We start from the raw sequence: 13,951 nt of genomic DNA, 5'->3' as shown, positions 1-13,951 counted from the left end.
TCGCCGACCACATTGGGTGTCGGTAACACGAGATAGGCCACGCCATGGAACCCAGTACGCAGGAGCAGCCACGCCAGGTTGAGATTACCGATGCGGCGCACATCGCCGATGTCGTCGACGGCCTGAGCAATGAGACACACTCGCTTACCGTTACACTAGAGCACGCCTCCACCGCCTTCCCCGTACGCTTATCTGCAGTTGCCCCCGATCAGCGCTGCGTCACCCTCTCGCTGACCGATGCGCAAAGCCTTAGCGAAGCGGATGTCACTAACCAAGCACTGACACTGAGAGCGGAATCTCTTTCGGATACATTGCACTTCGAGGCGCTGCACCCTCTCGACGTCAGTCGCGATGGCGATTGCCTGGAAATTCAGTGCCACCTTCCGCGCGCCCTCTACACGACATCGAAACGGCGCAATATTCGTATTCCTTTCATTCAGGGCATGCACGTCAGCGCCTACGCCACGGTATTGCCCAACCAGCCCCCGGTAACCGGCCGGCTACGCAACCTGTCGGCGGGCGGTTGCCTGTTGGAGATTCCTTTCAGTGATAGCCCATTCTTCAAGGTTGGTGAGGCTCTGCCCACGGTGGGCTTCGAGTTTCCGAATAGCGAGAAATTCATCGCTACCGGCATCGTCCGGCATATCGGTCCCGCCGGGCGGACACACAGCGCGGCGGTCGGTGTCGCGTTCTACAACCTGTCTGTCGAACGTCAGAATCGTCTGCTTCATTACGTCAACGAGGCAGAACACGAAGCCGCCTATCGCAGCGGCTATAGTGGGCGCCTCGCCAGACCTTCCCCCCTCTTCCAAGCTCCCTTGTCCAGTCGCCGTCAGGCACAACGGCAACGCGACCTGGCCGAAAGCACCCCGATGGTGCGTGCCATTCGTGAAGTCGCGCGGCAGTTGCACATAGCCCTGCTCGCCTTGAAAAACAGCCAGCCGATATCGAGCGAGGCGATTCTCGGCTGCGCCGATACTCTGCTACACCTGCTGGAACAGCAACGCCAGCAGTTCTTCTATGCCCTTGCCTGCCTGGGCAGTGAGCCGCAGTGGGTCCAGCACTCGATCAACGTTGCCGGCAAGCTGGGCGATCTGATGCTGGCCGAGCCGGATCTGGCTTCTCAGGCCAGGGCCGCCGTGGTTGCCGCCCTTTTGCATGACATGGGCAAGGCGATGCTGTTGAGCGAGTCGCTACATAGCCTGGAAGGGAAACTGAATGACGAGCAGCGTGAGCGCCTGCGCGATCATGTCGAGGTATTGCTCGACCGGCTGGCACCCCTGGATTGGATCGACGAGGCAATGCGGCACGATATCATCGGCTGCATCAACGAGCGACTCGACGGCTCAGGCTACCCACACGGTTATCACGCCGATTCGCTCTCTGACGTCGCTCGCATGGCCGCTGTCGTCGATGTTCTCGACGCAATGATGCGTCCGCGCGGCGACCGCCCCGCCAAGACCGCCATCGAAGCCTACCGCTACCTGTATAACCGCCCTGAACGTTTCGACAAGGGCTGGGTGACCCGCTATGTCCAGCGCCACGGGTTTTATCCCATCGGCAGCCTGGTCAGGTACTCGCATGGCTACCTGGCCTGGGTGATGGAGCTCGACGGAGTCGGCCAGCCCAGCCGGGTCCGCGTGGTCAGGAACACCTCACGCAGCGAGCTTGCCATGAACCATATCCTGACCCGGGTCGATTTCGGCCAGTTGGGCCAACTGGATAAGCTGGTCAGGCCCGAGAGCTATCAGCTAACGCCGTTCTAACCTGTGCTCGCACCGGAAATCCTGAAAGGATCATCCGGCCCTGGCAGCCGTCTGGGCGAGACGGCTCGCCGGCACCTGCAAAGCGGCAACTAGCAAAGCGCGTTGAAATCCCTGACCATCTCGGGTCAGGGTAGATTTGCCAGGCAACGAAACCAGGGCTTAGCCTCGATGAAGGAAGAGCAACAGGCTGCCAGGAGCAATCTGCTTTCCGATAAGCCCGTCACGATCGTCGGTATCGGTGCCTCGACCGGCGGACTCGCGGCACTCAAGCAGTTCTTTTCTGGTGTGCCAAAGGATCCAGGCCTGGCCTTCGTCGTGGTCATGCACTTGTCGCCGGAACACTAGAGCCACTTGGCCGACCTGCTACAGCCTTTTTCCAAATTGCCCGTTCAGCAAGTCACGGGGACCGTGACGCTGTTGGCTAATCATGTCTACGTAATTCCGCCGGGGCGCAACCTCAGCACTATCGATACTCACCTGCGGCTTTCCGAGCTGGAGGAGAAGCAGCACGAACAACCGGGCTTCGGCATCATCAGCATACGCGAAAGGTTGCGCCTGCTGGGGGGCAGCATGGAAATAGACAGTGCTCCCGGCGACGGAACCTCTATACTCGTAAAGGTTCCTGCCCGGAAAGCATAGAAGCGCCTGGCCTTGTTGCGAATTTACGAATGATATCAAGGAAGATATTGAATGAGCATGAATGTTCCTGCGCGTATCTTCGTAGTGGAAGATCACGCCTACATGAAAGAAATGCTGCGCGAGTTTCTTTCCCTCGAAGACGATCTGGAGGTCTGCGATACCGCCGACTCAGGGGAAGCTGCGCTGCAGCACCTTGATGAGGTATCGCCGGACTTCGTGCTGGTCGACCTCTCCTTACCCGGCGTGAGCGGTATTGATCTCATTGCCAGCGTGAAGACGCGCCACCCTGAACTGCCCTGCGCCATTCTTTCGGGCCACGGCGAGCGCCGCTATGCCGAACAGGCTATCGCGGCTGGTGCACAAGGCTACGTACTCAAGGGCGACCCGGACGAGTTACCCAAGGCCATCCGCCTGATGATGAAAGGTGAGCGGTACGTCAGCAAAGCGCTGCAGTACTGAAGGTGCCTGCCGTGAATGAGGCCGGTAGCTTGCCAGGGACGCTCAGGCAGTAGCTATGGCATGTGGTAAATGCCAGCAATAACTTGATATTCCTCTCGCATCGACGAAGATTAACGCCGCCCTTGCGCCGGTGACCGAATAGCCTTGTCGGTAGTTATCCGCTCTGCCCCAACTGACGTATGAGCAGGCTGCCCAGTGCCTCGACAGCGGGCCAGGACTGCGCAGGGACATGGCGGCCGTAATGTAGCTGTGCCTCGCAGCCTTGCAACATGGGCAGACCGTCAGGTTCGCCCAGTGTCCGCATGGCCGGGGTGATACGTTCACGCTCGAGAATACTCACCGCTAGCCCCGAGGCCACTGCTGTCTCTACCGCATGAATGCTGGTGCTGGTGAACACGGCATGCCAGGCGCGCCCTGCCGTCTCCAGCGCTTCGAGACCCAGATGCCGGTAGGGGCAGTTCACCGGGTGCAGGGCGAGGGGCAAGGACTGCTCTCGAGTCAGCGTTATATCTCGTGCCCCTGCCCAGACCGGCTGGGTCCGCCATAGCGGGATTCCCCCCGCCAATGGATGGGGCCTGTCCAGTGCGACGATCAGTGACAAATCGCCCCGCTCCAGACGGCGCACCAGCTCACCGCTGGTAGCCGTTACCGCTTCCAGTATCACATCGGGATGCTGGGCCATGAAGTCCGGCAACAACCGGCCAACGATCTGGGGAGCGTAGTCTTCGGGAATACCGAAGCGTACTTGGCCGCTAAGTCCACGCCCGGTGATACGGGCCACCAGCCCGTCATGCTGGCGCAGCAATTCGCGCGCTTCGCCAAGCAGTGTCTCGCCGGCCGCCGTGGTGGTGACGCCGCGAGCACTTCGAACAAGTAGCTGCGTTCCCAGACTCGTTTCCAGGCGTTTGATTTGCATGCTCAGCGCGCTGACTGTGCGATGCCGCTGTTGTGCCGCCGCCGCCAGGCTCCCCATACGCACGATTGTCACGAAACTGCGTAGCGCCTCGAGATCCAACGCTCGCAAACCGCCTTCAATCATATTGAATACTCGATGCAATAGTTTTCGATTCCTTGAAGACGGTAGGTCCTGCAGACTTTCGCCACAAGTCACTCGATGAGGTTTTCTTATGTCGACCATGGATCGCGAAATCCCCGGTCGGCTTTCATCCCGGGTCCATAAAACGGTGGCTGGGATAGCCGTGGCATCTGGGTTCGTGCTGTGCTGGAGTAGCGGTTTCGTGGGTAGCCGACTATCGGTTGTCAGCGAAGCGCCTGCCCTGTCGCTCTACGCATGGCGTTTTCTTCTGGCCGCCTTGATGGCAGGTGCCTGGTGTGCACGGTATTTCCGCGGCTACGGCCGCCCTCCCATGAAACTCTCGTTGATCCTCCATGAGGCGAGCATAGGGACGCTGACCGTCGGCGTGTATTTGTTGGCCATGCTGCTAGCCGTCGAAGCCGGTGTCAGCGTCGGCCTGACGGCACTGATCGGCGCCCTGCAGCCCTTGGCCACCCTGGTGCTAGCCAGTGGCTGGCTGGGCCATGCCTCGCGCCCCTTACAATGGATTGGCATGGGCATTGCGACGTTGGGCGCCGGGCTGGGTATCACGGACGATTTCCAGAGTTTGGGCAACGCCCCGCTCTGGGCCTATGGCCTGCCAGTCCTGTCGGTAGCGGCGGTCACGCTGGGCAGCGTGCTGACGCTGAAAAAACCCTCTCCCTTGCCCTTGATAACCCGAATGATGCTCCAATGGAGCGCCGCCTCGCTCCTTTTCTTTGGCGCAGCAGTCATTGAATCGGGTGTGCACGGGCTCGCTCCCCCGCCGCTGACGGAAAAGACACTATCTGCCCTGGCCTGGCTCGTCCTGCTGGCCACATTTGGCGGCTATGGCTTTTTTAATGCCGGCTTGCAGCGCTTTGGCGCCACGACTGTCGCTGCACTGATCGCGCTGACGCCCGCGACTACCATCGTATGGGCCACGCTGATGTTCGATGAGTACCCCGGTGTGCTGGGGTGTATCGGGGTGCTATTGGGCCTGCTGGGGGCAGGCATGGCCTTGCTCAACCGACCTTCGCGTAGCTACGAAACAGGTGTCACAGCCATTCGGCAATGAACTCAGCGGCTAAAGGATTCCGGCGGATCGAGAAGACACGGAAAGTCCTAGAATCTATCTGAAATTGCCTGAGCTCGCCCCACAGCCGCGTTAAAAGCCGACTCGTGCGCGAGTCAGATCCAGACGCTCGTCTCGTTTCCGCCGCGCCAAGAACTGAGCCCACCCCCGGGCGCATTTCCAAGCTTTGCTGGAAGACGATACGGCTATGCTGGAGCCTCGGAGTTTTGGTCTTTATCGGAGTATCGGCCGGTATTGCCGCTTCTTTAGAGAAACCGCAGCCACTCGGGACCACGCATGAACCCCTCCACACTCATCGGTATCGCCGCCAGTATTATCATGCTGGCCTGTGTCGTGCTGCTCAGCGCGGAATCGGCGCTGAGCTTTATCAACCTACCCGGTCTGGCCATCGTCATCACCGGCACCCTTGCGGCCACCTTCATCAGCTATCCCCTGCGCGAGGTACTGCGTGTGGTGCGCCTGGTGGGCATCGTCTTTCGCCGTGAGAACAGCTACGTCAACGACGACATCAAGGAACTGGTCGATATGTCGCGGCTGTGGTTCAAGGGCAATGTCAGGGCGGTGGAGAAAGCGTTGAAGGGCACACGCAATCCCTTCCTGCGCACCGGTGTGCAGCTAGTGATCGATCACACCAAGGAAGAGGAAATCATCGACCTGCTACGCTGGCGTATCGCCCGCCTCAAGGCGCGCGAAATGGCCGAAGCCCAGGTGTTTCGCACCATGGCCAGTTATGCCCCGGCCTTTGGCATGCTGGGCACCTTGGTGGGGCTGGTCAACATGCTCGAAATCATGAATACCAGCAACCTTGCCGAGATCGGGCCCCGTATGGCCGTGGCCCTGCTGACTACCTTCTACGGCATCCTGCTGGCCAATCTGGTCTTCAAGCCGATTGCAGTGAAGCTGGAGCGGCGCACCGAAGAGCGCCTGATCGCCATGAACATGGTGCTCGAAGGCGTCTCACTGATGTCCAAGCGTCGCCTACCCTCCTTCATCGAAGAGACGCTGAACTCATTCATGGCCAGTTATCACGACGAGATACGTGAGGTGGCGCCGGACAAGGCTGCTGACAGCAAGGCCGCTGGCAGCGGCGAGGCCATGCCCCATGCTTGATCGGCACAACTCGGGGCATCGATATGATGTGTTGCTGGGCACTCACGCGGGGGAGCGGGACAACGACGGCTGGATGGTCAGTTACCTCGATATCATGACCTTGCTGGTGGCCTTGTTCGTCCTGTTGCTGACCGTCTCGGGACAGGCAAGCGGCCTGGGCGGACTGTTGCGCCCGGAAACGCCAAGGAGCAGTGTCGAACCGGCAACCAGCGTGGCCCCCGCCCTGACCGACGCGGCCGTGCAGGCAGCAATCGACACGGCAACGGTTTCGATCGCCCCGCCGCCCCTGGTCAGCGAAACGGCCGTTGCCGCAGCAGTTCGCATTACCGAGATACCGGAACTGGCTCCCCAGGCCAGGGCAGCCGCCATTGCCGTGGCAGCCAAGCCGATGATCAGCGAGGCGGCCATCGATGCCGTACTGGCGGTAGCCAAGCCGATGATCAACGAGACCGCTATTGACGCCGCACTGGCGGTAGCCAAGCCGCTCATTGACCCGCAGGCGGTAGCGGCAGCGTCAGCCATCGACAAGGCAGTGCAGGAAGCCGACGCCCTGCCGACCATCGAAGGCGTCGAGGTATCACGTATCAAGCAGGGCATCACCCTGCGCATTCAGGATCATCTGCTTTTCGACTCTGCCGATGCGACCCTGACCGATGAAGGACGCGATGTGATCCAGCGATTGGTGGCGATGCTCGATGAGCTCGAGGGCACGATTTCGGTAGAAGGTCATTCCGATAGCCGTTCGATCAACACGCCGCGTTTCCCGTCGAACTGGGAGTTGTCGAGCATGCGTGCCACGTCGATCCTGCGCTACCTGAGCGAGGCCGGCATCGACGCTTCGCGTATGCGTGCCATCGGCTACGCCGATACCCAGCCAATAGCCAGCAACGACACCGTTGCAGGCCGCGCCGCTAACCGCCGGGTAGAAGTGATCATTCACGAAACCCGTTAAAGCCCCTTTGGTCTCGTCTGCCTGAATTACGTGTAGTGACGCGGACGAGGCCATGCTGGAACCCGCACTTTAACGGGTCACCAGGACAATGCCACTCAGGATAACGCCACCGCCAATCATGAAATTGGCGGTAAGCGGCTCGTTCAACAGCACAGCACCGAATAACACGCCGAACACTGGCGATAGGAATGAGAACACGCCGAGTTGCGAAGCCCAGTAGCGGCGCAGCAACGAGAACCATAACAGCAACGCCCCGAACGAGATCACCAACGCCTGAAAGCTCAGGCTGGCCAGCGCCAGCCGCGACACTTGCATGGTTCCCACATCACCGGCCCAGATCGCCGCCGGCATCAGCAGCAGCGCGGCGACACTCAGCTGATAGCATAATGCCTGCTCCGCCGGCGCCTCGGAAAGCGACGAGCGACGCAACACTAGCGTGGTAGCCGCCCACGACAAGCCTGCCAACAGCCCCAGCACATCGCCCAATACAATAGCGGCAGCATTGGCGTGATCGGTCGTCGGTGCCATGGCGATCACCATCCCCACGAACGCCAGCGCAATGCCCCACCACTGCCGCCTATCCAACTGCTCACCCGGCACCAGAAAATGCAGACCAAGGGCGGCGAACACCGGCGCGGTATACAGGAACACCGACATGTGCGAGGCCAATGTGTAATTCAGCCCCAACGCCACGAAGGCAAACTCGGCAGTAAAACCCAGCCCCACCAACAGTCCGGGCCCCAGCCAAGCACGCAAATCCGCCAGACCGATGCCTCGCCAGCACACCAGCCCCCCTACCAATACTGCCGCCACCAGCGAGCGAAGAGCGATCTGAGCCAGCGGTGAGACATCGGCAGCTACCGCCTTGATCGCCACCTGCTGGAAACCCAACGCCAGACAGAATAGCGTCATCAGCACGCTGGCAGACATGTCGATAGATCGCCTACCGTGAGCATAAGTCACTCTGTCCACGTTGCCAGCTGTGGAGGCTCTGGAATCGTTCATGGCATTTCTCCCGAGTTGGAATGGCACCATTGGAACAATTGGCACGACCGGCTCCAACCGATTAATCTGCCACCCTAGGCTCAGGAAAACTCAACCTTGAAGATTGAACGACTACCTCTAAACGCGCTTCGAGCTTTCGCCGAGGCAGCACGGGCCGGCAATTTCAAGACGGCAGCGAGCCGCTTGGGTGTGACGCCGGGCGCCGTCAGCCGCCAGGTCAAACAACTCGAGGACCGGCTGGGCATAGCGCTGTTCGAGCGCCATGCCAACGGAGTACGCGTCAACGAGGCCGGGCGATTGCTGGCCGAAGATGTCAGTGCGGGACTGGCGCGAATCGCCAGCGGCGTCCAGGCAGCCAACGAGCGGGCCCGTTCGGCTATTAGGCTGACCTTGAGCGCCCCGCCATCGGCCGCCCAGTTCTGGCTGTTGCCGCGCCTGGCGGGTTTTGAGCCACATGAGACCCAGATAGAAATTTCTCTGGATGCGGATCAGGACCTGACCGCACCGACATGGCACGCTGGCGGCGCACGTATTGCCCTGCGCTACGGCCGCGGCCCCTGGCCCGGTGTGAGGGCGATACGACTGTTCGAGGACGAGCTATTCCCAGTCTGCGCCCCTACACTGCTGGAGCGCGCGCCCATCAATACTCCTGCCGATCTGCTCGCTCACCCACTCCTTGAGGTTGTCTGGCAATCACGGCAGAACATCGCCTTCCCCGGCTGGAGTGAGTGGTTCGACGCCGCCGGTCTGAACGGTGTGGAAGTGCCGATCCAGCGTCGCTTTTCCCTTTATGGCATGGCGCTCGACCAGACGATCGCCGGGCGCGGGGTGATGCTCGCCAACCCTGCCGTGGCCGCCGACCGGCTCGCCAGCGGTGTGCTGGTACGGCCCTTCGGGCATCGCTATGTGATCGACTCGCCGTTCACCTACGATTTGATTCTGCCCGCCACTGGCAACGCACCGCCGGCGGTGCAACGTTTTATCGACTGGTTGGTTGAGGAAGCGGAGCGGTTTCGGAGAGAATTCGGTCAAGATCGCTGACTCACCGGCGTTATCGAGGCAGCCAGCTTTCGGGCAAAGCGGACGCAACAAGATTTCAATGGATATTCAAAACGATAAGGGCGTATCCCATGTTGAGCTTTTTTATATTTTTCATGATCTTTGTTGGGGTCACCATAGCGTTATATCAAGTGTATGACGTCCATTATAATTTGAACTTTGATGATGAAGAGCAACGCCCTCGCGCCCTGAGCAAGGAACTGGAAATCCTGTCCGAAAAGGCGAACGAGTATGCGGAAACAGGTTCTTCTCCAGGCTTCATTCAGGCGGTAAACCGTATTTTCGGGAATGGATTCGATTACCGAATCGTACTCGCTGCGTTAACCGGTGACAGACGGCAAAAATACGCAGAGCCGTTGCTCAGGCGGAAAAAAAATATTGTCTTGAACGGTTGCCTAAAGATCCTTCATTTGCCGTTCTGGAAGACAAGCCCGCCTTCAAAGGACTTGAGAGGTGTGCTAATCACATTCATTATCGCCAATAGCTTGCTGGCGCTGTTTTGGGGAGCCATGAGCGTTTACACGGTCGCTTACGAAGTCTCCATAAGCCAGCTGTCATGGCTTAATGATGAGCTAGTGCTGATGATTCTGATTTACCTTTCCATCCTTCTGACTTACGCCGCCTCAAAACTCGAATTGTACATGCATGACATTTATCAAGTTGGAAAATTGAACCGTATTGTTTTCACAGATCATAGCAATGAATAACCTCCCCTTAAGCTGGCTTCAATCCTTACGCCAGATACGCTTTGCCTTTCCATCATGATGCAAGCGTTCCATGAAGTACGCTCAACATCCCTAAAAGAGCATGAGGTTGCAGTCTCTCTGCAACCTCCACCCTCTTCACCCTTGCTCTTCTTTCCCCACACCAAGACAGCCAGGGCAAAGTACAACTTCCTCATGCCTTTCTCGCATCCTTCGCTTGTTGCTGCGCTTCTTCAGCCATTTGCACCACGCTGCCCACCACGATCAGGCACGGTGACGGAAGCGGGTTATCGGCAAGACTCTGCGGCATGTCAGCCAGGGTGCTGATCAAGGTTTGCTGCTCGGGTAAGCTGGCGTTGGCGATGAGCATCATCGGCCAGTCATCGGGCAACCCGGCACCGCGCAGGCCGCGGCTGATCGCCTCGACTTTCGACAACCCCATATAGAACACCAATGTCTCATCCTTGCGCGCCAGCCCTTGCCAATCGGGCGTGCCGTCGACACGGCACTGCTGGGCGGTAATGAAACGTAGTTGCTGGGCGTGGGCACGGTCGGTCAGCGCCATGCCCATCGCGGCAGCCGCACCAGAGGCCGCGGTGATACCAGGTACGATCTCGGCGGGAATCCTGGCACCGTACAGTGCGTTGAGTTCTTCGCCCATGCGCCCGAACACACCGGGGTCCCCCCCCTTCAAGCGCACCACCGACTTGCCTGCCCGCGCCAGCTTGACCAGCATGGCGCCGATCTCGGCCTGCGGCACGCTGTGGTGTCCGGCGGCCTTGCCGGCATAGTAGCGCTCACGACCTGCAGGAATCATCGCCAGGATGTCATCACCGACCAGACGGTCATAGACGACGGCGTCGGCCTGGGTCAATAGGCGTGCGGCCCGTAGTGTGAGCAGATCGGCGCTGCCCGGCCCGGCGCCCACCAGATAGACCGTCCCCTGGCGGCACTCGCCGCGAGTGGTCAGAAAAGTGTCGTCATTACTTTGCTTCAGGCCACTCATGACCGAAAGACCCCGCGAGCCGCCCGTCAGGCGGGGCAGGAAGCCCAAGAAATCAGGCAGTTTCGGCTTCCACTGCTTGAGTTGCGAGAACATGCGCAGTTTCCTCTTCGATCAATGATTTCAATTCGGGAATGCAGGAGCCACATTGGGTCCCGCAGGCCAGCCGGGCACCCAGCGCCTCGACGTTGGCGTCGCCATTGCGGATGGCCTCGACGATGGCTTTGCGGCCGACTTGATGGCAGCTACAGATGGTCGGGCCGGCATCGGCTTCGCCAGCATCGCATCCGGCCAGCAAGCGGCGACGCAGGTCGCTGGATAGCGGCGTGTCGAGTGCCGCCTCGGCGAAACGTGCATCCAGCCAGTTGAGAGCCGGCAGTTCGGTGGGCGAGCCCACCATCAGCCACCAGCACAGACGGCCATTCTCAAAACCCGCAGCACGCAGACGACCACTACCGGCATCCTCAGCCCATAGTGCCGGCTCACCGGGCAGGTGGGCCTTGGCCCAACTCAGCCAGTCTCGCGACGGTTCCTGTGGCTTACCACCGGCCAGTTGCCAGCGCTGGCTGTTTGCCAGCGGAATATATGCCCAATAAGTGCTCTCGTCACGCCAGACGGGTTCGCAATCGCTATCGGCGGCGACAATCAGCGTGGCCTCCCAGCCTGTATTCAGCGGCGCCATCTCCACAGCGCCATGCTTGGACTCGGGCTGCCCTGAGACCGGATCAACATGAGCGGAGAGCAGGCCGCCCATTCGCGCTCGGCCACTGAAACTATCGTTCCAGTGCATGGGCACGAAGACTTCGCCCTGGCGCATGGCATTCGAAACGCGCACGCGCCCGATATAATCGCCGCCAGCCCCGTCAAGACGCGCCAGTTGCTGGTCGCTCAGGCCAAGGCTCGCGGCATCTTCAGGGTGCACCTCGATGAACGGCTCAGCGCGGTGGTTCATCAAGCGCGGCGCGCGGGCGGTGCGTGTCATGGTGTGCCACTGGTCACGCACACGACCAGTGTTGAGGCGCAGTGGACGCGACTCGCTCAACGCCTGCTCAGGGCCACGCGGGCGAACAGGAATCAGCCTGGCGAGGCCATCCGGGGTGGCGAAACAACCATCGGTAAACAATCGCGCCGTTCCTTGCGGGGCGGCGGCAGTGACCGGCCACTGGATCGGAGCGAGCGCGTCATAGGCCTCTCGATCGAGTCCGACAAGTCCCGAGATGTCGAATATCCGAGCGGCTACCCCCTCGTTCTCGAAGCCAGACAGCCGGGCATGCTCATCGAAGATCTCGCAGGGGTGCGTATAAGCGAACGCCTCACCGAAGCCCATGCGACTTGCCACCTGGGTCATGATCCACCAATCATGACGAGCTTCACCCGGCGGGGGCAGCAAACCACGCTGGCGCGAAATGCGTCGTTCGGAATTGGTAACAGTACCGTCCTTCTCGGACCAGCTCGAGGCCGGCAGCACGATATCGGCATATTGCAGAATATCGGCATTGGCCATGCAGTCGGAGACGATCACCAGCGGGCAGGCCTCGAGGATGCGGCGCATACGGTTGGCATCGGGTAGGCTGACGCCGGGATTCGTCGCCATGATCCAAATCGCCCGAATCTCGCCTCTTTCAATAGCGTCAAATAGGTCGACCGCCTTGTAGCCCGGCCCCTCAGGCAGGCTCGGCGTCAATGATCCGGTGGACCAGAAACGCGTGACACGATCGATGGCGCCGGGCATGTGGTAGTCCATATGCGCAGCAAGTTGGTTGGCCAACCCGCCCACCTCGCGCCCGCCCATGGCGTTGGGCTGGCCGGTGATCGAGAACGGCCCCGCACCGGGCAGGCCGATCTTGCCGCCGGCCAAGTGACAATTGATGATCGCATTACATTTGTCGGTACCGCTGGTCGACTGATTGATACCTTGGGAATACATCGTCACTACGTGCAATTGCGTAGCGAACCAGTAGAAGAACGTCTCCAGACGCTCAGGATCGACATCACAGTCGGTAGCAATCGCCTCGATGGAACAGTCATCTTCACGGGCCGCAGCCAGCGCATCATCGATGCCCTGGGTGTACTGCGCGAGGTAGACCTGGTCGAGACGCTTCTTGGATTCCATCCAGGCAAGCAGTCCGTTGAACAGGCGCGCATCGCTCCCCGGCTTCACGCCCAGATAGAGGTCGGCGATCTCGCAGGTGTCAGTCACACGCGGATCGATGACCACCACGCGCATCAGTGGGTTGCGCTGCTTGGCGGTGCGCAGTCGCTGAAACAGTACCGGATGGTTCCAGGCCAGATTGGAGCCGACCAGTACCACCAGCTCGGCCTCTTCCAGGTCCTCATAGTTGCAGGGTACGGCGTCGGCGCCCAGCGACCGCTTGTAAGCGGCAACAGCCGAGGCCATGCACAGCCGCGAGTTGGTATCCAGGTGCGGCGTGCCGAGAAACCCCTTGAACAATTTATTGGCGAGGTAATAGTCCTCGGTCAGCAACTGGCCGGATAGATAAGCCGCCACGGATTGGCGACCGTAGTCGCGCTGAGTTGCAGCAAGACGTTCTGCCACGCTAGAAATCGCTGTTTCCCAATCGACCTCGACGCCATCGACACGCGGACGAGTCAGGCGGCCTTGCGCCCCCAGCGTTTCATGAAGCGCCGACCCCTTGACGCATAGGCGCCCATAGTTGGCGGGATGGTCGCGGTCGCCCTCGACGCCTGTCACGGTATGTCCGTCATGAGTGGCGATTACGCCACAGCCGACACCGCAGTAGGGGCATGTCGTGGAAGCCTTCGTCATGTCGCCTCCTGATAGGAGAAAGGGGCTCGACCCGCCATGTGCGGATCGAGCCCCTTTGCCCGGAATCGTTGGTTCGCCTTTGTTCTCTTCCTTGCTGCGGTGTGCCGCCATTGGCCAACCGCCTGAGAACTTGTCGAAAATAACCTCCCATACAACGAGCAACAATTACGCCTCTAAAAAAATAACTCATAATAAACATATATTTATAAAAACAAATTACCTACCCCTACTCCGTTTACCTCCAACCTCAGTAAAGAATCGCGCCACACTGGTGCATAAACATCTCGGTCTGCACAGACCATGAACGTTACGGCACACTCTGGCGGTGCCGAAAATA

The 13,951-nt window shown here is 60.0% G+C and carries 13 protein-coding genes; 9 read left to right on the top strand and 4 right to left on the bottom strand.

Annotated features, from left to right (window positions below):
* Positions 1-44 precede the first annotated feature (44 nt).
* The 4 genes from F568_RS22145 to F568_RS22140 all read left to right on the top strand — a co-directional run bounded on the left by F568_RS22145 (position 45) and on the right by F568_RS22140 (position 2,864).
* The gene (locus F568_RS22145; protein WP_019017459.1) at positions 45-1,766 is read left to right on the top strand and encodes an HD domain-containing phosphohydrolase; all 1,722 of its coding nucleotides are present in this window, start codon (positions 45-47) and stop codon (positions 1,764-1,766) included.
* Between the two features lie 168 nt (positions 1,767-1,934).
* Positions 1,935-2,111 carry a chemotaxis protein CheB gene (locus F568_RS26180; protein ID WP_019017458.1) on the top strand — a complete coding sequence of 59 codons (177 nt, stop codon included), beginning with the start codon at positions 1,935-1,937 and terminating at the stop codon, positions 2,109-2,111.
* A gap of 6 nt (positions 2,112-2,117) precedes the next feature.
* A complete protein-coding gene (locus tag F568_RS26175) occupies positions 2,118-2,405 on the top strand; it encodes a chemotaxis protein CheB (protein ID WP_019017457.1) in 288 nt (95 codons plus the stop codon).
* Positions 2,406-2,456: 51 nt separating this feature from the next.
* Positions 2,457-2,864 (top strand): response regulator, encoded by a 408-nt coding sequence (locus F568_RS22140; RefSeq protein WP_019017456.1) that lies wholly within the window; start codon positions 2,457-2,459, stop codon positions 2,862-2,864.
* Between the two features lie 154 nt (positions 2,865-3,018).
* Here the strand turns inward: F568_RS22140 and F568_RS0104190 are convergent, their stop codons facing one another.
* Entirely contained in the window at positions 3,019-3,903 is an 885-nt protein-coding gene (locus tag F568_RS0104190; RefSeq protein WP_019017455.1) for a LysR substrate-binding domain-containing protein, read from the bottom strand.
* Positions 3,904-3,991: 88 nt separating this feature from the next.
* Between F568_RS0104190 and F568_RS22135 the strand changes: the two genes are divergently transcribed.
* From F568_RS22135 to F568_RS23785, 3 genes are all read left to right on the top strand, one after another.
* The gene (locus F568_RS22135) at positions 3,992-4,975 is read left to right on the top strand and encodes a DMT family transporter (protein ID WP_083932966.1); all 984 of its coding nucleotides are present in this window, start codon (positions 3,992-3,994) and stop codon (positions 4,973-4,975) included.
* 294 nt (positions 4,976-5,269) lie between these two features.
* Positions 5,270-6,103, top strand: a complete 834-nt coding sequence (locus F568_RS0104180) for a motility protein A (protein WP_019017453.1) — start codon at positions 5,270-5,272, stop codon at positions 6,101-6,103.
* Positions 6,096-7,055 (top strand): OmpA family protein, encoded by a 960-nt coding sequence (locus tag F568_RS23785; protein ID WP_083932965.1) that lies wholly within the window; start codon positions 6,096-6,098, stop codon positions 7,053-7,055. The genes F568_RS0104180 and F568_RS23785 overlap by 8 nt, the downstream gene beginning before the upstream one ends.
* A gap of 69 nt (positions 7,056-7,124) precedes the next feature.
* Here the strand turns inward: F568_RS23785 and F568_RS0104170 are convergent, their stop codons facing one another.
* Entirely contained in the window at positions 7,125-8,060 is a 936-nt protein-coding gene (locus tag F568_RS0104170) for a DMT family transporter (RefSeq protein WP_156817338.1), read from the bottom strand.
* Positions 8,061-8,156: 96 nt separating this feature from the next.
* Between F568_RS0104170 and F568_RS0104165 the strand changes: the two genes are divergently transcribed.
* Together F568_RS0104165 and F568_RS0104160 are read left to right on the top strand one after the other, a co-directional pair.
* Positions 8,157-9,101 (top strand): LysR substrate-binding domain-containing protein, encoded by a 945-nt coding sequence (locus F568_RS0104165; protein ID WP_019017450.1) that lies wholly within the window; start codon positions 8,157-8,159, stop codon positions 9,099-9,101.
* Positions 9,102-9,190: 89 nt separating this feature from the next.
* Positions 9,191-9,826, top strand: a complete 636-nt coding sequence (locus F568_RS0104160) for a hypothetical protein (protein WP_019017449.1) — start codon at positions 9,191-9,193, stop codon at positions 9,824-9,826.
* Positions 9,827-10,016: 190 nt separating this feature from the next.
* Here F568_RS0104160 and cobA read toward each other — a convergent pair whose 3' ends face one another.
* Together cobA and F568_RS0104150 are read right to left on the bottom strand one after the other, a co-directional pair.
* Complete coding sequence (gene cobA / locus F568_RS0104155; protein ID WP_019017448.1) at positions 10,017-10,922, bottom strand: uroporphyrinogen-III C-methyltransferase; 906 nt, start codon at positions 10,920-10,922, stop codon at positions 10,017-10,019.
* The gene (locus F568_RS0104150) at positions 10,882-13,614 is read right to left on the bottom strand and encodes a nitrate reductase (RefSeq protein WP_019017447.1); all 2,733 of its coding nucleotides are present in this window, start codon (positions 13,612-13,614) and stop codon (positions 10,882-10,884) included. The genes cobA and F568_RS0104150 overlap by 41 nt, the downstream gene beginning before the upstream one ends.
* Positions 13,615-13,951 lie beyond the last annotated feature (337 nt).

The organism is Modicisalibacter luteus DSM 23508 (assembly GCF_000378505.1).
GTDB classification, from domain to species: Bacteria; Pseudomonadota; Gammaproteobacteria; order Pseudomonadales; family Halomonadaceae; genus Modicisalibacter; species Modicisalibacter luteus.
This window is presented reverse-complemented; position numbering and strand designations above follow the sequence as displayed.